Origin of the sequence: Pseudomonas sp. 44 R 15 (assembly GCF_900004965.1) — a bacterium.
Taxonomy (GTDB): Bacteria; Pseudomonadota; Gammaproteobacteria; order Pseudomonadales; family Pseudomonadaceae; genus Aquipseudomonas; species Aquipseudomonas orientalis_A.
Genome location: NZ_CVTU01000117.1, coordinates 20,912 through 40,757, shown reverse-complemented (window position 1 = coordinate 40,757; position 19,846 = coordinate 20,912). Strand labels below are relative to the sequence as shown.

General features: G+C 58.0%; 16 protein-coding genes. 8 read left to right on the top strand and 8 right to left on the bottom strand.

Features of this window, described 5'->3' with window-relative positions:
* Positions 1-8 precede the first annotated feature (8 nt).
* Together trkA and BFP93_RS24505 are read left to right on the top strand one after the other, a co-directional pair.
* A complete protein-coding gene (trkA, locus tag BFP93_RS24510) occupies positions 9-1,382 on the top strand; it encodes a Trk system potassium transporter TrkA (protein ID WP_065886722.1) in 1,374 nt (457 codons plus the stop codon).
* A gap of 18 nt (positions 1,383-1,400) precedes the next feature.
* Positions 1,401-1,712 carry a tetratricopeptide repeat protein gene (locus tag BFP93_RS24505; protein WP_065895240.1) on the top strand — a complete coding sequence of 104 codons (312 nt, stop codon included), beginning with the start codon at positions 1,401-1,403 and terminating at the stop codon, positions 1,710-1,712.
* Positions 1,713-1,847: 135 nt separating this feature from the next.
* Here the strand turns inward: BFP93_RS24505 and BFP93_RS24500 are convergent, their stop codons facing one another.
* Together BFP93_RS24500 and BFP93_RS24495 are read right to left on the bottom strand one after the other, a co-directional pair.
* Positions 1,848-2,735, bottom strand: a complete 888-nt coding sequence (locus tag BFP93_RS24500) for a lysophospholipid acyltransferase (RefSeq protein ID WP_065895239.1) — start codon at positions 2,733-2,735, stop codon at positions 1,848-1,850.
* 40 nt (positions 2,736-2,775) lie between these two features.
* Entirely contained in the window at positions 2,776-3,333 is a 558-nt protein-coding gene (locus tag BFP93_RS24495) for a DNA-3-methyladenine glycosylase I (protein ID WP_065895238.1), read from the bottom strand.
* Between the two features lie 81 nt (positions 3,334-3,414).
* Here BFP93_RS24495 and glyQ point away from each other — a divergent pair, with 81 nt between their 5' ends.
* The 4 genes from glyQ (at position 3,415) to BFP93_RS24475 (ending at position 7,811) form a co-directional block, all read left to right on the top strand.
* Positions 3,415-4,368, top strand: a complete 954-nt coding sequence (glyQ, locus tag BFP93_RS24490; RefSeq protein ID WP_003187265.1) for a glycine--tRNA ligase subunit alpha — start codon at positions 3,415-3,417, stop codon at positions 4,366-4,368.
* Positions 4,365-6,419, top strand: coding sequence for a glycine--tRNA ligase subunit beta (gene glyS / locus BFP93_RS24485; protein ID WP_065895237.1), 2,055 nt, complete (start codon positions 4,365-4,367; stop codon positions 6,417-6,419). Before glyQ ends, glyS begins: the two co-directional genes overlap by 4 nt.
* Positions 6,419-6,958, top strand: a complete 540-nt coding sequence (gmhB, locus tag BFP93_RS24480) for a D-glycero-beta-D-manno-heptose 1,7-bisphosphate 7-phosphatase (protein WP_170827553.1) — start codon at positions 6,419-6,421, stop codon at positions 6,956-6,958. Before glyS ends, gmhB begins: the two co-directional genes overlap by 1 nt.
* 82 nt (positions 6,959-7,040) lie before the next feature.
* Entirely contained in the window at positions 7,041-7,811 is a 771-nt protein-coding gene (locus BFP93_RS24475; protein WP_065886717.1) for a lysophospholipid acyltransferase family protein, read from the top strand.
* 181 nt (positions 7,812-7,992) lie between these two features.
* Here the strand turns inward: BFP93_RS24475 and BFP93_RS24470 are convergent, their stop codons facing one another.
* Positions 7,993-9,969, bottom strand: a complete 1,977-nt coding sequence (locus tag BFP93_RS24470) for a CHASE2 domain-containing protein (RefSeq protein ID WP_065895236.1) — start codon at positions 9,967-9,969, stop codon at positions 7,993-7,995.
* 431 nt (positions 9,970-10,400) lie between these two features.
* On the opposite strand from BFP93_RS24470, the gene BFP93_RS24465 reads away from it, so the two are divergent.
* Entirely contained in the window at positions 10,401-11,123 is a 723-nt protein-coding gene (locus BFP93_RS24465; RefSeq protein WP_065895235.1) for a response regulator transcription factor, read from the top strand.
* 26 nt (positions 11,124-11,149) lie between these two features.
* On the opposite strand, the gene BFP93_RS24460 is transcribed toward BFP93_RS24465, so the two are convergent.
* The 3 genes from BFP93_RS24460 to BFP93_RS24450 all read right to left on the bottom strand — a co-directional run bounded on the left by BFP93_RS24460 (position 11,150) and on the right by BFP93_RS24450 (position 17,483).
* Positions 11,150-11,818 carry a class I SAM-dependent methyltransferase gene (locus tag BFP93_RS24460; protein ID WP_065886714.1) on the bottom strand — a complete coding sequence of 223 codons (669 nt, stop codon included), beginning with the start codon at positions 11,816-11,818 and terminating at the stop codon, positions 11,150-11,152.
* Between the two features lie 90 nt (positions 11,819-11,908).
* On the bottom strand, positions 11,909-16,240 hold the full coding sequence (locus BFP93_RS24455; protein ID WP_176717580.1) for a glycosyltransferase: 4,332 nt from the start codon (positions 16,238-16,240) through the stop codon (positions 11,909-11,911).
* A gap of 118 nt (positions 16,241-16,358) precedes the next feature.
* Positions 16,359-17,483, bottom strand: a complete 1,125-nt coding sequence (locus tag BFP93_RS24450) for a DegT/DnrJ/EryC1/StrS family aminotransferase (protein WP_065895302.1) — start codon at positions 17,481-17,483, stop codon at positions 16,359-16,361.
* Between the two features lie 487 nt (positions 17,484-17,970).
* Here BFP93_RS24450 and BFP93_RS24445 point away from each other — a divergent pair, with 487 nt between their 5' ends.
* Entirely contained in the window at positions 17,971-18,627 is a 657-nt protein-coding gene (locus BFP93_RS24445; protein ID WP_065895234.1) for an acetyltransferase, read from the top strand.
* A 91-nt stretch (positions 18,628-18,718) separates the two neighbouring features.
* On the opposite strand, the gene BFP93_RS24440 is transcribed toward BFP93_RS24445, so the two are convergent.
* Together BFP93_RS24440 and BFP93_RS24435 are read right to left on the bottom strand one after the other, a co-directional pair.
* A complete protein-coding gene (locus BFP93_RS24440; protein WP_065886712.1) occupies positions 18,719-19,111 on the bottom strand; it encodes a hypothetical protein in 393 nt (130 codons plus the stop codon).
* 86 nt (positions 19,112-19,197) lie between these two features.
* On the bottom strand, positions 19,198-19,845 hold the full coding sequence (locus BFP93_RS24435) for a response regulator transcription factor (protein WP_065886711.1): 648 nt from the start codon (positions 19,843-19,845) through the stop codon (positions 19,198-19,200).
* Position 19,846: the final 1 nt, after the last annotated feature.

Here is a 19,846-nt window from a genome sequence, read left to right as displayed (position 1 = left end):
GTGACCGGATGAAAATCATCATCCTCGGGGCAGGGCAGGTGGGCGGCACGCTGGCTGAACATTTGGCCAGCGAAGCCAACGACATCACCGTGGTCGACACCGACGCCGAGCGCCTGCGCAATCTGGGCGACCGCCTGGACATCCGCACGGTGCAGGGCCGTGCGTCGTTCCCCACCGTGCTGCGTCAAGCCGGCGCCGACGATGCCGACATGCTCGTCGCGGTCACCAACAGCGACGAGACCAACATGGTCGCCTGCCAGGTCGCCCACACGCTGTTCCACACCCCGACCAAGATCGCCCGTGTGCGCGAAGCCGCCTACCTGACCCGCGCCGGCCTGTTCGACAACGATGCCATTCCGGTGGATGTGCTGATCAGTCCGGAACAGGTGGTCACGCACTACATCAAGCGCTTGATTGAAATTCCGGGTGCCTTGCAGGTGATCGACTTCGCCGGGGGCAAGGCGCAGTTGGTTGCGGTGAAGGCCTACTACGGCGGGCCGCTGGTGGGTCAGCAATTGCGTCAATTGCGCGAGCACATGCCGAATGTGGAAACCCGCGTCGCCGCGATTTTTCGGCGTGACCGGCCGATCCTGCCCCAGGGCGACACCGTGATCGAAGCCGATGACGAAGTGTTTTTCATCGCGGCCAAGGCGAATATTCGTGCGGTGATGAGCGAAATGCGCCGGCTCGACGAGACCTATAAACGCATCGTCATCGCCGGCGGCGGGCAGATCGGTGAGCGCTTGGCAGAGGCCATCGAAAGCCGCTACCAGGTGAAGATCATCGAGATGAGCCCCACGCGCTGCCGGCATTTGTCCGACACGCTCGACAGCACCGTGGTGTTGCAGGGCAGTGCCTCGGACCGCGACCTGCTGATGGAAGAAAACATCGCCGACGCCGATATCTTCCTGGCGCTGACCAACGACGACGAGGCCAACATCATGTCCTCGCTGCTGGCCAAGCGGCTGGGGGCGAAGAAAGTGATGACCATCATCAACAACCCGGCCTATGTCGACCTGATCCAGGGCGGCGATATCGACATTGCCATCAGTCCGCAATTGGCCACCATTGGCACATTGCTCGCTCACGTACGCCGTGGCGACATCGTCAGCGTGCACTCCCTGCGCCGTGGCGCGGCGGAGGCTATCGAGGCGATTGCCCATGGCGACTCCAAATCGAGCAAGGTCATCGGCAGGGCCATCCGCGATATCGGCTTGCCACCGGGCACCACCATTGGCGCAATCATTCGCGATGAAGAAGTGATCATTGCCCACGACGATACGGTGATCGCCACCGGTGACCATGTGATCCTGTTCCTGGTGGACAAGAAACATATCCGCGATGTGGAGAAGCTGTTCCACGTGGGCCTGAGCTTTTTCTGATCTGACGGAGTGGACGACATGCTCGAATCCCTGGAGAAAATGCTCGCCAAGGGTGTGGATAATTCGCTGCTGCGGTTTGGCTTGGGCAAGGGTTATCTGGATCTGAAGGACAACGCCAAGGCGGCGGAGCATTTGCAGCGCTGCGTCGAGTTCGATCCGAAATATTCGGCGGCGTGGAAGCTGTTGGGCAAGGCGCAGCAAGGGCTTGGGGATAGCGTCGCTGCTCGCCAGGCGTGGGAGAAGGGCATCGAAGCGGCCCAGTCCCATGGCGACAAACAGGCCGAAAAAGAAATGACGGTATTCCTGAAGAAACTCGACCGCCTGGCCTGAGCAGAACCCAAATGTGGGAGGGGGCTTGCCCCCGATAGCAGTGTGTCAGCCAATACATGGTTGACTGAACCACCGCTATCGGGGGCAAGCCCCCTCCCACATTGGGTTCTGTGGCGATCTTGAGTCAGGTGTGAATCAGTACCACCGTGCCTCACCTGGCGGGCGTTTCTTGAAGCGTTTCATGCTCCACATGTACTGGCTCGGGTAGGCGCCGACATACCGCTCCACCACCTTGCTCATCGCCGCGCAGGACGTGGCGGTGTCAGTGCTGTACATGTCTTCCGGGGCCGCTTCCAGGATCACCTTGTAGCCCGAGCCGTCCGGCAGGCGCAGGGCGTGCAGGAACACGCCCACCGCCTTGTGGCCGGCGAGCATGTTCGGCACGAACTTGCTGGTCAGCGCCTGGGTTGCGAAGAACGGTACGAAGATGCCGGCGGATTCAGCCGGCTCGGGGTCGGCAGGGATACCCACCTGGCCGCCTTTGCGCACTTCCTTGATCACGCTCAGGATGCCTTCCTTGGTGGAGGCGGCCACGCGGTTGCCCAGTTGCACGCGTTGCTTGCGCAACAAGTCGTCAACAGCCTTGAGCTTGGGCGGGCGATAGAAAATGATCGGTTTGCACTGGCTGCAATAAAAATGATTCAGCACTTCCCAGTTGCCCAGGTGGCTGGTGATGCCCACCACGCCTTTACCCGAGGCCAGGGCATCGTGCAGCACGTGCAGGCCTTCGACTTCGCGCACCAGGTCGATGGAGCGCTGGGCCGGCCAGATCCACGCGCAGGCGCTTTCGGTCAGGGACTTGCCGATGTCCATCAGGCTGCGGCCTACCAGGCGCTCGCGTTCGGCCGGGTCCATGTCCGGGAAACACTTGGACAGGTTGATCCGTACTGTCTCGCGGGAGCGGTTGGGGGTTTTCCACATGATCCAGCCGATGCCCGTACCGACGGCCTGTACGGCGCGCCAGGGCAGCAGGGCAAACAACCGAAGAGCGCCTACCAGCAAGGCGCCTTTAAACTTTTCCACAGGTCACTCCTGATCGTGTGTGGTACGCAAAGCGCGCATTCTACCCGGCGTTGACTAGGTCCGCGTAACGGTCGCAGTCCTGGGTGTGGTCCATGACCATGCCCGAGGCCTGCATGAACGCGTAGCAGATGGTCGGCCCGACAAAGGTGAAGCCGGCTTTCTTCAAGGCTTTGCTCATCGCTTGGGCTTCGGGTGTAATCGCCGGGACGTCGCTGCGGTCTTTGAAATGATTGACCTTGGGCTTGCCGCCGACAAACGACCAGAGCAACCCCACAGGGTCTTCCAGCGCCAGCCAGGCCGCGGCGTTGCGGCGTGTGGCGTTGAGCTTCAGGCGATTGCGCACGATGCCCGGGTCCTGCATCAGCGCTTCGATTTCAGCGTCGGTCAGCCTGGCCAGACGCTGCGCATCAAAGCCGAACAGCACCTTCCGATAATGCTCGCGTTTGCGTAAAACGGTGATCCAGGACAAGCCCGCCTGGAACCCTTCGAGCAAAAGCAACTCGAACAGTCCCTGCGCATCGCGCAGCGGCGTTCCCCACTCTTGATCGTGATAAGCCATGTACAGCGGATCTTCAGAACACCAAAAGCAGCGTGGCATAAGGCTCCAGGGAGTGGTGGCGGGGCCGAATCGGGTATACTCCCGCTCTTTAAATCGCAGCCCAAGTAACAGGTGAATTTCGTGAGCCAGCCTACGCCAGCCGTGCGTACCTTCCAAGACTTGATCCTCGCCCTCCAGCAATACTGGGCCGAGCAAGGTTGTGTGGTACTTCAGCCCTACGATATGGAAGTAGGCGCCGGCACTTTCCACACCGCTACCTTCCTGCGGGCCATCGGCCCGGAAACCTGGAACGCCGCTTATGTGCAGCCCAGTCGTCGCCCGACTGACGGCCGCTACGGCGAAAACCCGAACCGTCTGCAGCACTACTACCAGTTCCAGGTGGTGTTGAAGCCCAACCCGGACAACTTCCAGGAACTGTACCTGGGCTCGCTGAAACATGTCGGCCTGGACCCGCTGGTCCACGACATCCGTTTCGTCGAAGACAACTGGGAATCGCCGACCCTGGGCGCCTGGGGCCTGGGCTGGGAAGTCTGGCTCAATGGCATGGAAGTGACCCAGTTCACCTACTTCCAGCAAGCGGGCGGCATCGAGTGCTACCCGGTGACCGGCGAAATCACCTACGGTCTCGAGCGCCTGGCCATGTACCTGCAGGGCGTGGACTCGGTCTATGACCTGGTGTGGGCTGACGGCCCGTTCGGCAAAGTCACCTACGGCGACGTGTTCCACCAGAACGAAGTGGAGCAGTCCACCTACAACTTCGAACACGCCAACGTCGACAAGCTGTTCGAACTGTTCGACTTCTATGAAAGCGAAGCCAAGCGCCTGATCGAACTCGACCAGCCGCTGCCGTTGCCGAGCTATGAAATGGTGTTGAAGGCTTCCCATACCTTCAACCTGCTGGACGCGCGCCGTGCCATCTCGGTAACCGCGCGCCAGCAATACATCCTGCGTGTGCGCACCCTGGCGCGTTCCGTCGCCCAAGCCTATCTGCTGGCACGCGCCAAGCTGGGCTTCCCGATGGCAACCCCGGATTTGCGTGATGAAGTGTTGGCTAAGCTGGAGGCTGCACAATGAGTGCTCAAGATTTCCTGGTTGAACTGGGCACCGAAGAGCTGCCACCCAAGGCACTCAATACCCTGGCCGATGCATTCCTGGCCGGTATCGAAAAAGGCCTGCACGGCGCCGGCCTGAAGTTTGCGGCGAAAAAAGTCTACGCCGCGCCACGTCGCCTGGCGGTGTTGCTGACCGCGCTGGAAACCCAGCAGCCGGACCGCAACATCAACCTCGACGGCCCGCCGCGCCAGGCCGCATTCGACGCCGAAGGCAATCCGACTCAGGCGGCACTGGGCTTCGCCAAGAAGTGCGGCGTCGAGCTGAGCGAGATTGACCAGAGCGGCCCGAAACTGCGCTTCAGCCAGGTCATCACCGGCAAGCCGACGGCCAGCCTGTTGCCGACCATCGTGGAAGACTCCCTGAACGACCTGCCGATCCCCAAGCGCATGCGCTGGGGTGCGCGCAAGGAAGAATTCGTACGCCCAACCCAATGGCTGGTGATGCTGCTCGGTGACCAGGTCATCGATTGCACCATTCTCGCCCAGAAGGCAGGCCGTGATTCCCGTGGTCACCGCTTCCACCATCCCGAGAGTGTGCGCATCACCGCGCCGGCCAACTACGTCAATGACCTGCGCGCCGCCTACGTGCTGGCCGATGCCAATGAGCGTCGCGAGCTGATCAGCAAGCGCACCGAAGAGCTGGCCCGCCTGCAGGAAGGCACCGCCATCGTGCCGCCAAGCCTGCTCGACGAAGTGACCGCCCTGGTCGAATGGCCGGTGCCGCTGGTGTGCTCGTTCGAAGAACGCTTCCTCGACGTACCGCAGGAAGCGCTGATCACCACCATGCAGGACAACCAGAAATACTTCTGCCTGCTGGACGCGGACGGTAAGTTGCTGCCGCGCTTCATCACCGTGGCCAACATCGAAAGCACGGACCCGCAACAGATCATCGCCGGTAACGAGAAAGTCGTGCGCCCGCGCCTGACCGACGCCGAGTTCTTCTTCAAGCAGGACAAGAAGCAGAAGCTTGAAGACTTCAACCTGCGTCTGCAAAACGTGGTGTTCCAGGAAAAACTCGGCAGCGTCTACGACAAGGCCGTACGCGTTTCCAAGCTGGCGGCCTACATCGCGCCGCGCATTGGTGGCGACGCCGCCTGGGCCGCACGCGCGGGCCTGCTGTCCAAGTGCGACCTGGCCACCGAGATGGTCGGCGAGTTCCCTGAGATGCAGGGCGTGGCCGGTTACTACTACGCCCTCAACGACGGCGAACCCAACGATGTGGCGCTGGCGCTGAACGAGCAGTACATGCCCCGTGGCGCCGGTGCCGAACTGCCGAGCACCCTGACCGGTGCGGCCGTTGCCATCGCCGACAAGCTGGACACGCTGGTAGGCATCTTCGGCATCGGCATGCTGCCCACCGGCAGCAAGGACCCGTATGCGCTGCGCCGTGCAGCCCTGGGCGTGCTGCGTATCCTGATCGACAAGAAGCTGGACCTCGACCTGACCCAGGCCGTGGTGTTTGCCGTCGGCCAGTTCGGTGCCAAGGTCAAGCAAGCGGGCCTGGCCGAGCAAGTGCTGGAGTTCGTGTTCGACCGCCTGCGTGCGCGTTACGAAGACGAAGGCGTGGACGTTTCCGTCTACCTGTCGGTGCGTGCCCTGCAGCCGGGTTCGGCGCTGGACTTCGATCAACGCGTACAGGCCGTACAGGCGTTCCGCAAGTTGCCGGAAGCCGATGCCCTGGCCGCCGTGAACAAACGCGTATCGAACCTGCTGAGCAAGGCCGACAACCTGGGCACTGCCGACGTGGACCCAAGCCTGTTTGCCGATGCCAAGGAGTTCTCGCTGAACTCGGCCATCGTCAAGGCCGAGAACGCCGTCAAGCCGCTGATCGCCGAGCGTAACTACGCTGAAGCGCTGGCGCGTCTGGCGTCGTTGCGTGAGCCGGTGGATGCGTTCTTCGAAGCGGTGATGATCAATGCCGACGATGCCGGCGTGCGGAAAAACCGCTACGCCATGCTCGCGCGTCTGCGTGGCCTGTTCATCAATATCGCTGACATTTCCGTACTGGGCTGATCATGTTGAAACTGCTGATTCTCGATCGGGACGGGGTGATCAATTACGACTCCGACGCTTACATCAAGTCGGTGGCGGAATGGATTCCACTGCCTGGTTCGATCGAGGCCATCGCGCAGTTGAGCAAAGCCGGCTGGACCGTGGCCATTGCCACTAACCAGTCCGGCATCGCCCGCGGTTATTACGACATTGCCACCCTGGACGCCATGCACGCGCGCTTGCGCAGGCTGGTGGCCGAGCAGGGCGGAGAGGTGGGGCTGGTGGTTTACTGCCCCCACGGGCCGGATGAGGGCTGCGCTTGCCGCAAACCCAAGCCTGGCATGCTGAAAACTATTGCAGAACATTACAAGGTGCCCTTGGCTGGGATATGGTTCGTCGGGGACAGTCTCGGTGACCTGGAGGCGGCCAAAGCCGTCGACTCTCAGCCAGTTTTGGTAAAGACCGGGAAAGGCGAAAAGACCCAGGCGAAAAACCTGCCGGTAGGCACTTTGATTTTTGACGATCTGGCGGCGGTTGCCGCAGAACTTATCAACAACTAGCCGCCCTCGACTTCCTGACCAGGGATTGTTCGGGAGTGCGCTTTTAACAGGCGGGCCGTGTCCCGCAACGGTAAATGCCGCCATGTCGATCTTGCAGGCCATCAGAACCTTTTTCTTTTACCTGCTGCTGGGCACCAGTTCGTTTCTCTGGTGCACCCTGAGCTTTTTTATTGCACCTTTCCTGCCGTTCAAGGCGCGCTATCGCTTTATCAATGTGTATTGGTGCCGCTGTGCGCTGTGGCTGTCCAAGGTGTTCCTGGGCATCCGCTTCGAGATCAAGGGCGCGGAAAACGTCCCGGAGCAGCCCTGCGTGATTCTGTCGAACCATCAGAGCACCTGGGAAACATTCTTCCTCTCGGCGTACTTCTCGCCGCTGAGCCAGGTGCTCAAGCGTGAGCTGCTGTACGTGCCGTTCTTTGGCTGGGCCATGGCGATGCTGCGTCCGATTGCGATCGACCGTGACAATCCCAAGGCGGCGCTCAAGCACGTCGCCAAGAAGGGCGACGAGCTGCTCAAGGATGGCGTTTGGGTGCTGATCTTTCCCGAAGGCACGCGTGTGCCTTATGGCACCGTTGGCAAATTCTCGCGCGGCGGCACTGCATTGGCGGTCAACGCCAACCTGCCGGTGCTGCCGATTGCCCATAACGCCGGCAAGTTCTGGCCCAAGACCGGCTGGGCCAAACGCGCAGGCACCATTACCGTGGTGATCGGCGAACCCATGTACGCAGAAGGCGAAGGCCCACGCGCGATTGCCGCGTTGAATGACCGCGCTGCGGCATGGAATGAAGCGCAGCAACGGGCCATGGGCTCATTGCCGCCGGAGCCGGTGGTGGTGGAGACACCCGCTGTTTGAACTTCTGTGGATAACCTGTGTACGGTTTGTTGGCAAATTGGAGTTTTTTGATCATAACTGGCTGATCTGGCTACATATTTCTGAAACTTATAAAATCACCAAAAACGTGCATAAGTTTTTTCCTCATTAAAAAACCGGTCCTGGTGACCGGTTTTTTAATGCACACGCAAGAGGTCGCTTTTCAGTCGTCCAACAGTGGCAGTCGCAGGATGAACGTCGAGCCCGTGCCCAACTCGCTTTCGCAGGTCACACGCCCACCGTGGCGTTCCACCACGGCCTTTACCATCGTCAGGCCCAACCCCAAGCCGTCACTGCCCTGGGCCGAGTCGAAGCGCCGATATTGATTGAACAGTTCCGGCAGATCCTGCGGGGCAATGCCTGGCCCCTGGTCGCTGATGCGGCATTCCAGCCAGCCCTGCGCGCTGCCATGGCTTAACCTGACACGGGTGTTGGCGGGAGAATATTTGATCGCATTTTCCAGCACATTGAATAACGCTCGGGTGAGCAGCGATTGATCGGCGTTCACCATGCCTTCATCCGCTTCATCCAGATCGTGAACCAGGTGGATGCCCTTGAGCTGGGCGATAACCGCGACTTGATCGAAAGCGTCCATCACCAGCATGGCAAACAGGGTAGGTTGGAAGTGGTAACCATCAGCCTCCGCTTTCGCCAGTTGCACAAAGGACTCGGTGAGGCTCAACGCACGGCGGACCTGTTGTTCGATCTGGCCGAACACGGGCGATTCGCTCTCATGCAGATCCAACAGGGCGAGGATTGCCGAATGCGGCGCACGCAGGTCATGGGAGAGGAAGCGCAGCATGGTTTCGCGATGCTGTTGGGCTTCGCGTTCCTTGCTTAAATCCGTGAGGCTCAGCAGCCAACCCAGGGCGGTGTCACCTTCGGCCGGCAGCAAGGGCGCAAGCTCCATGCGCAGACTGCGTTGGTGGATATCACGGAACTCCACGAGCACCAGCTCAGAGAGGGCAACGCGCACGCCATTGTGCAACGGCGGATAACCCAGGTCGGCCAACTGCTCCAGCAGGTTCTCGGCGACAAGGTCATTGCCGAATACCTCGCGGGCAACGCGGTTGGCCAGCAAGATATTGCCCTTGGGGTCGGTAATCAATGTGGCCACCGGTAAGCATTCGAGACCATCGGCCATGAACCGCCGGGTATCCCGTGTGCGGCTTACGGCTTGCTCCAGGGCAAAGATACGCGCCTGCAATACATCACCCTGGCTGGCGGGCGCACGGCGGCGCTCAGGCAGCACTTTGGGTTCGTTATCCAGGCGCGCCAGTTCCCAGCCGAAGTAAGCGATGATCACGCTGAGGCGGCGCCAATTCCAGATCAAGTAGCTGAGCAGCAACCCGATCAGGCTGGCCGCAGGCGACCACCAATGGCCGAGACGCAACAGGGCCCAGGCGCCGAGCACCGCTGCGGCCATGCAGCCCAGGGTCAACCACAACGCATAACGCGGACGGTAGAGCAGCAAACCCAGCAACAACGCCACCAGTGACGTCGCCATCAGCGCCGCCAGCCAGCCGGGCAGATCGACAGTACTGTGCCCCTGCAACAGACTATCGAGCACATTCGTCTGAATCTCCACCCCCTCTGTAGTACCGGGCGTGGAAGACAGCGGCGTGACAAACCGGTCGCCCATCCCGGACGCCGTCGCCCCCACCAGGATCAGGCGATTGCGCAGTTGCTCGGCAGGCACTTCACCGCGTAACACGCTGGCGTAGGACACATGGGGTAAATCAGTCTGCGCCGCGCGCACGACTTCGGCCAGGCGCTTGTCATTCGCGGGAGCGGCGGGGTCACTGAAGATTGCATCGAACAGAATACCTGCTGGTTGCGCCGCACTCAGGCGCCCGATCAGATCGGCGTGCACGTTAGGCGGCCAGGGCCATGGCCCCAGCTGTTTCAGGCTGTCCTCATCGATGGTCACCAGCAGGATGCGTGAGTCCACGGGCAGTGGAGTGAGGCGGCGCAGGCTGTCGTATAACGGGTTATTCAAGGCCAGGCCCGGGCTAAGCGACAGGTAAGCGGTGATGGGCAACAACAGCAAACCGATCCACAACCACTCACGCACGAGACGGTGAAACAAGCGCTGGGCCTGGGTAGGTTGACGTTTATCGGCCGTTCTCCAGAGCGTCATCGGTCAATGTGCCTGGGTAGTTGGTGGGTGATATGAACTGTCATGGGTCGCGGTTCCTCTCTGCTGGCTATTGTCGTCATGGGCCGACCAGCGCACTTCAGAGAACGAAGCTTTGAGCCCAGTGAAGCTCATTTTTCGGCACGCAGGAAAACTTTTCCTGTCTGATGTTCATTCCAGAGAGCCACTGAGATCAGCACACAGCCGTTTACGTCAGCGCATGCGTCGGCTGATCCTTTTCCTAACCGTCGGGAGCCGGTATCTTTCCCCTGTCGGTACGGAGGACTTTAAAGCGTGAAACCGCTCCTTAATCCCATCGTACCGATAGATCCAAGGGGTCGACGAATCCGAGCACAATTCTTCAGATTCAAGACTGGCATCTGCGCAGTACGTGCCGACGACTGCCGTACTTTTCAAGAAGAAAGGACCCACCCATGCGTGTCGCAATACTGGATGACGAACCCGCAGAACTGCGCCGGGTAGAACAGACACTGCGACAGATCCCCAGTAACGTCGAACAGCCTTGGACCCTGCATTGCTTTGAGCGCGGCGAAGACCTGCTACGCCAACTGCGCCGGGAAACCTTCGACCTATTGATACTCGACTGGCAACTGCCGGACATCACCGGGATCGCGCTTCTTCGCTGGACGCGTGAACACATGGAATCGCCGCCCGCCGTTATCATGCTGACCAGCCGGGATGCCGAGAGCGATATCGTCACGGCGCTGAACAGTGGGGCCGATGATTACGTCAGCAAGCCCTTTCGCCCTAATGAGCTGAAAGCTCGCGTGACGGCGGTACTAAGGCGCCATGGACTAAAGAAGTCGGCGACCCAGGAAGTGCAGAGCTTCAACGACCTGACCTTTGACGACGCTGAACTGACTGTGACCCGCTCGGGCAAGCCTATCAATCTCACTGAACGTGAATACCGTTTGGCCAGTTGCTTGTTCGCCAATTTGGCGCGGCCGCTGTCGCGCGAATACCTGTATGAACGGTTTTGGACTCACGAAGAAATGGTCTCCTCGCGACCGCTGGATACGCATATCTATCGGCTGCGCAATAAGCTGGGGCTGACTGCGGACAGGGGTTGGCAGTTATTGACGATTTATGGGTATGGGTATCGGTTGGAGAGCGTATCGGCAGTGGCTCCGGACTGAAAAAGTTGATGTTCCACGTGGAACGCTCATATCCGTTGCAGAACGTAGCTGTTCTCGAAGCCGTGCACACTGCCCAGCACATTGAAACCTTCAAAGAAACCTGTGGCTCTGAGCAGGTCGACCGTCGGACCCACCTCTGGCGAGTGCTGAAAATCGCGGTAGTCGTCTAATACGATGAAACCGCCCGAGACTACGCTTGGCGAATACAGCAGGAAATCCAGCACCACGTTGCGCCGTGTGTGGCCACCATCGATATGCAACAGCGCAACGGAGGGCTCGAGGTTGTAGAAACGTTCGGCACTCAGTTCCGAAAAGCCACGGACCACCTGTGCATCAGGCAGCATCAGGTCCTTGTAATAACTAAACTCTTCGAACTGGTTTGGCAATTCGAACGGGTCAATACCAATGACGCGACGCTCGTGGTTGCATACCTCATTCATCAGCATCAACGATTTGCCCTTCCACACGCCGATTTCCACCAAATCACCCGGTAGCTCGGCAATCAGAAATGTAAGGTAGCCCAATAAACGCACTTGATCATGGAACGACAACTCGCGACGCTCCATTGCGAGCTCAGGCGGCAAGCTGGCCTGCGCCTGCTCGAAATGCTGGCCGATAAACTCCCAGATCTGCGTGATGTTGTCAGTCAACTCCGGGCCACTGGTAAATTCGTTGAGCGCTTGAATAGTTATCATGGTTCTCTCCGCTTACTTCTAATGATTACGAGGGAAGCTCTGAAAAAGACTTCCAGAATTGATAAGACATTGAAATAACAAGCGGACCAGTCAATCCCTGAACCAGGCATTTCGCCAGGCAACCAGGTGTTCATCCCGGAGCATCCATTTATCGACGACAGCACTGCGTAGAGCCTCTCCGGCAGCGGCGCTGGCGCTTGGTTCAGCAAGATGCTCGCGGATAGCGGCAATCCATTCTTTTGACTTGTTCCGCACCCGAGTCACAGGCAAATCACCACGATAACAAAGGATGTCCGAGCAGATCACAGGGAAGCCGCAGGCGCCGTATTCCAGCAGCCGTAAGTTGCTTTTACAGGCGTTGAAGAAATTGTCTTCCAAAGGCGCCAACGCCAGGTCCAGATTCAAGTTGGCCAGCTGTGCAGGATATCTCTCGATATTTACGCCGTTATGGAACTCATGGACATACGGACGAAGTTCAGGTGGGCACATGCCCATAAATACCCATTCCACTTCGCCAGCCAGTTCACGAACGACATCGGCGATCACGAGCAAGTCGCCACCGTGGCTCGACCCGCCCGCCCAACCGACCCGAGGTTTGCGGCCTTGTTGGCGATGGCTCGTCAGCCCGCTCCACCAGTGAATTGGCAGGCGGTTCTCCACCACACGAATGTCAGCGTTAAAACCCTTTAACGCATCGGCCAGTGGCTGGGTCGACACCACCAGCCGGTCGCACATACCCGCAGCTTTTTTCAGGCGCTTGGCGATATCTTTGGGAAACAGTTCTCGGCTTGGGTTGCTGCTGGGCAATTTAAGAATGTAGTCATCCAGCTCAAAAACCTTGAATGCCTTAGAGAAGGCCTGGGTGTTCTGCATGATTTCCAGCTGAGGCGTACTGCATTGCCGCTGGAAAATGATCGTGTCTGGCGCCAGGCGATGCAGCTCCACGGGGCGAAGCAGCCAATTGCTTACAGTGCCACCTATCAGGCCTGCGGCTTCAAGGGCCGCGAAGGGCTGGCGAACACGATAATGTCCAATGCCGAAAGGGTCGGAGGGACAGCACAGCGCGTAAGGCAAAGAGCGACCGGCCAGCGGTTGCCAAGCCACCTCGCTACGGCATTCGTAGCCAAAGCCGCCACGTTCCAAGGTCAGGTTTGGGTTGTAGGCGGGGTCGCCAGCGAGCTGAGGCAGCCACTTCTCGTACATCACCGACTGCTCGCGCTTGAAACGCTCTTGCTTGACGTTCAACTTCGCCTTGTCGACCTTATTCTGGCTGACGTTAGCTTCGTGCATGAGAAGCGCATAAGGCGTCCAGACGATCAGTTGCCCGGCCTGGCCGACTTTCAGGCACAGATCGACGTCATTATAAGAAACCCCCAGGCTGGTTTCGTCCATGCCACCGACCTGGCGGTACAACTCGGTGCGGATCATCAGGCAGGCGGCCGTCACGGCGCTGTAATTCTGGTCAACCTGGAGACGGTGCAGGTAACCATTGGACTGCATCGGGGCACCGACGAATGCGTGGTCTGCCAAGCCACGCAAGCCGAGCACCACACCTGCATGCTGAATGGTTCCGTCGGGAAAGAGCAATTTGGCGCCGACTATCCCAACTTCCGGCCGCTGGGCGTGATGGAGCAGCGAACCAAGCCAGTCCCCATCAATGACGGCGGTGTCATTGTTGAGCAACACAAGATAATCACCACGGGCGTGGCTGACGGCAAAATTATTGATCGCCGAATAGTTGAACGCGTGGGGGTAACGCAGGATGCGCACCTTTTCGCTGTTCAGGCGCTCCATACCCGCGAACCAATTCTGTGCTTCAACCGTTTCACTGTTGTTGTCGACGATGATGAGTTCGAAGTTCGTGTAGCGGGTTTTTTCCATGACGCTTTCGACGCAGCGCATCAGCATCGGCAGTTGGTCTTTAGTAGGAATCACTATAGACACCAGCGGCTGTGAGGTGTGCTGGTAGATCACCCGGTTGACCATCGGCAAAGGTCCTGGGCGCAACTCATGAGCCACGCCCAGACGTTGCAGGTGCGCCTCGACGATAGCAGCGCTGTACTTGACGACCTGGGGTTCGACCAGCCACTGGCCGAAGTTGATTGCATGATGTACCAGCACTTCACTGAGGTGTCCGACAGTGCCCAGTCCATTAATTTCAATCAACCGATACAGCAGATCGTGGGGTGCCAGTTCGGCAAAAGCGAGATCGAAGCCATTAGCATCCAGCGCGGCCGTTCGGTTGAAGGCCAACGCTCGGCCGACATACGGATAACTGCGCAACAGGTCCAGGTTCAGGTCCGGCTTGAATATCGGGTCTTGGCAACCCTCTGGGGTAAGCGTGTCTTCATCGCTGTAGCACACGCTGATACCCGGGTTCAGGGCTATACCCTCGGCGAGTAGCAGCAGTGCGTGGGGGTCGATTTGGTCTCCACCCCGAAGCAAATAGCACCAGTCGACATCGATCCCTTGCAGCAGCTCATTCAGCTGGCTTGGCCAGCACTCAGCGAGCGGCAGCCAGACCAAATTGTCGGCTGCCGCTACCCCGACAGGCTCGGCGTTAGAAAGCACCGCGATGGCTGCCGCGCCGTAAAGCTGGCGATCAATGCTTTCCAGGCTGGAACGTAACTGCGCAATGTCACCTGTGGTATCAGTCAACACCACCAGAATGTTTGGGTGCTGCTGCCAATTCGCAAGCCGTGCGGGCAAACCTTCGAACTCAGCGGCGGATAGTTGCCGGGTATCCAGCCAGCGACGATACAGATTGATATCGCGTTGCTCTTTACCCACATTCGCCAACACGCCAAAAAAACGTTCCAAAGCGTGGGCCATGGTGCCGTCCAACTGACCGCATTCAGTTTCAAAATCTTCGTCGGTCAAATGCATCTGTTCTAAGTGAGCCAACACCTCTCTACGCACAAAGAACATGGTACCGGCAAAAAAATCTGCCTGGCCTATTCGCTGTGGATCAATGCCAGCACGCTTAGCGAGAGTAAGGAGGTGAGAGTAGTTGGCCTCACTAAGGTTTTTGGCCACCGCCTGTCGGTAAGGCTCAGTGCCGAGTAGCGGATGATGCATTGGGTCGGCAAGGTACTCTACTGATTCCCTGAAGCGCACAGGGTTTAGCAGATCATTGAAAAGGTCTTGGGCCCAAGCGCTTTCCATGTGCAGCGAACGCTTGGTGTGGAGTTTGACCACCGTCTGGATGTTGTCTGCACGTAAAAACGGCAGCACTCGCAGGAACGGCAAAATATCCCTTCCGTGATTGGGTACCCGATACAACGAATAGCTCAGCCCGCTCGCTGCCAGCAGGTCGCCCACCTCTTTATCATTACCTCCCACGCAGGTGACGTAGAGGTGCAGGTGTTCATTCAATTGCGTCAACCGGCGCAGGATTTCCTGCAGCTCACCCGGGTAATACGCATGGATGACGACTCCGATTGGCGGCTCACCGTCTTCAAGCCAAGGTTGGCCCAAGAACAGGACTTCGCACTGCTCGGCGAAGGGGATAATGCTGCCGGCGGTATAGAGGTTCAGGCTGTCAGGCGCCAGGTAAGCCTCTCGCAACCGAAACAGTTGAAAGGCCTGGCCGGCTGACAAGGGCGCTCGGCGCACTTGCCTTAACGGCTGTGGGTTATACAGCCCCAGAGCACGTATCTGCTTGACGAACCTTGCACGACCCTCGTTGAATAAGTCTTGCATGTCTGGCTGTTTCTGGCGCTGTTCGACGTGATGGCGAAAGAGCGACAGAGGCTCACTTAGAAACGCCAAGTGGCCGTGTTGCAGCAAGTTCACATACAACGCCAGGTCGTTGATCGCATCAACGAGCACGCCTCCAAGGGCGCAAATATTCGGGACTTTGTCTATCACCTGAACCCGGCGAAACATGACGGTGGTGGGTTCGCCAATGAAGTTAACGGGCCAGTCGCAGAGCAGTGAAGTCAGGTCGGCGCCATGAAGGCAGACATCCTCGTCAAATACTTTAGACGTCTCGAGGATATCCGGCAGCGTCTCGCCCTGGGCATCTATCAAACGGCGCCGCGAGGTGACCAGCGATATGTCGGCGCGGGCATCCAGCACAGCGGCCATGCGCGTTACACAATCTGTCAGTAATACGTCATCGTCGTTGAGAAACTTGATGTACTCACCCCTGGCTTCTTCCAGGCCGCGGGTGAGATTGAGCAGACCGCCCAATTGCTGTTCGTTTTTCAGGTAACGAACCGGCACCGTGGTTTGTGCGGCAAGACGTTCAGTGATCAAACGAATACCATCGCCGCGACAGTCGTCGGTGACCACGATTTCGATATTGGCGTAGCACTGGTTGATCGCACTGTTCAGCGCTACTTCGAAGAAGCGCGGGTTGTGAGCCGGTATCGCAATGCTGACAAGCGGCAAGCGTTCAGCCAAGAGGGGATTTGTCATGCTCACACCAATTTGCACAAGGGATGAAGGTAGGACTCGCTTAAGCCGCTTTCACTGCCTGGCTGACAGCCTGACTCTTTGCCGGCCGGCCTATACGGTGCCAGTAATTGTTCTTGGGTCATTGATTCACCTGCTTTTCAGCAAGCAGCTCAGCCAGGCACTCGATCACTCTCTGGATGCTTGCATCGTTCAATGAAAGGTGGAATGGCAAACCCAGCAGACGTTCGGCCAAGAGGTCAACAATTGGCAGCGGGCCCATCGCGCACGCCTGAAAGGCCGGGTGTCCCTGGAGGGGAGGGCAGTACCAGCGGCGGGTTTCGATGTTTTTGCCCAGCAGCCGCAGTTGAATATCAGCAGCCTGGAATCCCGGGGGCAGTAGCACCAGCATAAGGCTGTAAACGCCATCCATGGGTTTGGCCTGGAGTTTCAGCGCGGGAATTTTTTCCAGAAGCCGTTCAGTGTAGCGCTGATGTAGATTGCGCCGTGCTTGAGCAACGGTTGGCCAGTTATCCAGGGCAGCCAATGCAACTGCGGCGTGATATTCGCTCATCTTACCGTTCTCACCCGCCTCGAAGACGAGCCCGCCGCTGTGTGCATCGATACCGAAGTTACTCAACGCTCGCATGCTCTGGGCATACGCAAGGTGCCGCGAAGCGACGAAACCGCCTTCTCCACTACCGAGGGCCTTAGTGGCGTGCAGGCTGAAGGCGACTTTGGTGGTCAGGCCAATCTCCTGGTTACCCCAGGCACCTGCGGCGTCGACAACAACAGGAATGCCGGTTTCGGCAGTGAACAGGTCCCACCCTGTGACATCCTGGGGGCAACCGTAAGTGGACACCGGCATCACTGCGTCGAATGGCGTTTCAGCAAGGGCTACGCGTGCGATAGCGGGCGTCAGTAACCAGCTTTCGGCGTTTACGTCACTGATCAAGGGAGTGAGTCCTGCCCGGATGATCGCAGTTGCCGTGGCGACGAATGTCAATCCGGGCACCAGTACGCGCGCTCCACGGCGTAGCTTCAACGCTTCCAAAGCAATTTGCAGCGCACAGGTGCCATTCGCCATGGATACAACGTGCACCTGCGTTGGCTCCCGACTGAATGAGAGCGACAGCCGACGTTCGAGCTCGGTTACAAGCGGTCCGAAGTTGGTGTACCACTGGTTTTCATCGATTTGCTGCCAGTAAGTGAGAATCTGCTCGACTTTAGGCATCTCAGGAACTAACAACTTGATGATGCTTTTCATGGTACACACTGCCGTCAATGAAATGTCGTCCTGTATGATCAGAGGAAGGCTTAAGCAGAATTCGCGCCAACTTCCAACGGCCATACCTCTGACGGCAAGTTCCACACTGCCGCCATCCTTCAGCGAGAAGGCCGGCCAGACGCATTATCCCGCTGGCTGCCTGGATGAGCAGGGTGGAGAGCTTCTTTGGAGGCATCAAGGTGTATCCGCGCGATGGCAACTCCGCCCCCGGCCTTGACCTGAAAAGCGAAATGGCAACATTATGGATTACGTAACACTCAGCCGACCCGATATATTTGGAACGCAGAGAGAGAAGAAGGTTTGAACAAAACTCAATGAATGCGCGAGACGCTTGAATACATAAATAAGAAGTCAGTTATTCCGAGAACAGCGCACTGGAATACTCAATACACTCCTGATACTGACAACGTTCGGCCGTAGCATTGCTCAGACCACGGATAATTCAGCTAACACTTTAGGAGCTGATATGAAAATTTACGCAATTGTAGGCGCGGGCGGTTTTGGCCGTGAAGTTGCACCTCTGGTCAACACAATGCCGAGCGTAATAGATCAAGGTGATTTCAGAATTATCTTTGTTGTCGATAACCCGAAAGATCAGACTATTAATGGCTATGATGTGGTGAGCAGGGAGTCTTTTTTAAACATGGAGGGGGATAAGTTTTTCAACATTGCCATCGCTGACAGTAAACATAGACAGGAAATCTCCGAATACCTTATTTCGGCGGGCATCACTCCATTTACTATTTCAGCGTTGAATGCGGTAAATTTGAGCCACAATACTATTGGTCAAGGCGCTGTCCTCTGCCCATTTACCACTATCACTGCGAATGCAAAAATCGGTGATTTTTTTCATGCAAACATTTATTCGTATGTTGCTCACGACTGTGTGATCGGTAACTTTGTGACGTTCGCCCCTAACGTGCATTGCAATGGACGTGTTGTCATCGAAGATCATGCCTACATTGGAACTGGCGCGATCATTCGTGAAGGCTCCCCCGACAGACCAATCGTTATTGGTGAGGGCGCCGTTGTTGGGATGGGGTCCGTTGTAACGAAAAGCGTGGCACCCTATACAACAGTCTTTGGTAATCCAGCAAAGCCCATGCGCACCACTCAACCGTAAATCAACGCGAATAGATAACCTGGCCCAAAAGGGAAGGGCTATCGGCAGGATCGGTCAGTTTCCAATCAGCGCCCTTTCCGGCCTCGCAACGCTACAGCACCCGCAAGTACCGCTCCAACTCACCCGCATTCACCGGCTGCCTCAGCATCCCCAGCAACTGAATATGATGGGTCCTGGCCCAGGCAAATATTTTCGGCTGATCGGCGAAGGTGAAGTCACCGAGTAATAAAAATCGCTTTATCAGGCAGCCGTGACTCAGCGTGCGGATGTGCTGTTCGTCGGCAGTGCCAATCTTGAAACCGTCGACGATAAAGCAGTCGATCCGTTGGGTTTTTGCCAGGGTACGCTTCACTTCCTTGATCGATGAGCACAGGCCGATCCGAAAGTAGCCGACGTCGTTCAACAGCGCGCTGTATTTCAGCAGGACGCCGGCGTGACGGCACAGCACCAGGATGTTTTTCTGCTTCACGCACTTGCCGTTCATGTCGATGATCCGTGTAGGTCGATGAACGCATGATCGAAGGTGCGTCAGCTGCCGGCCATCAGGCAGTTCTTAAAAGTGGATGAGGGTTACTGAAATTTCCCGGCGTTCACGCAATAGGTCACCAGGGCCTGGTCGGTGGTGACTTCCAGCTTGCGCATGGCCGAGACCTTTTGTGCGCTCACCGTTTTACTGCTGCGATTAACCATGCGCGCGATAGCAGTCACGCTGTGGCCGGCGACGAAGAGGCGCAGCACCTCCATTTCTCGCAGGGACAGGTCGGCAAAGCGCTCGTTGACCTGCTGCGGGTTGTGCAGCACCGAGGTGGCATCCTGCACGGGACTCTGATAATTACGGCGCGATGCGATAGCGTTGAGAGCGTTCTCGATTTCTTCGTGCAGGTGGTTTTTTTGAATCACGCCCATCACGCCCAGTTCATGCAGGCGAGTCACGATCAGGCTGTTGGACATCATGGTCAGCACCAGGATCTGCGTGTCGACGAACCGCCGGGTGAGGTACTCGATCAGTTTGAGGCCGTCGCCGAATGTGGAGTCGCCGGGCATGTGGAAGTCGGTGATGACCACCTCCGGTTTTTCGCTCTGCAGCTTTTCGATCAGTTGGCTGGAGCTGGTGGCTTCGCCGACCACTTCAAAACGTCCGTCGCGCTGGATGACTTCACGCACGCCGAGCAGCACGATGGGGTGGTCGTCAGCAATCACTACGTTGATTTTCTTCATG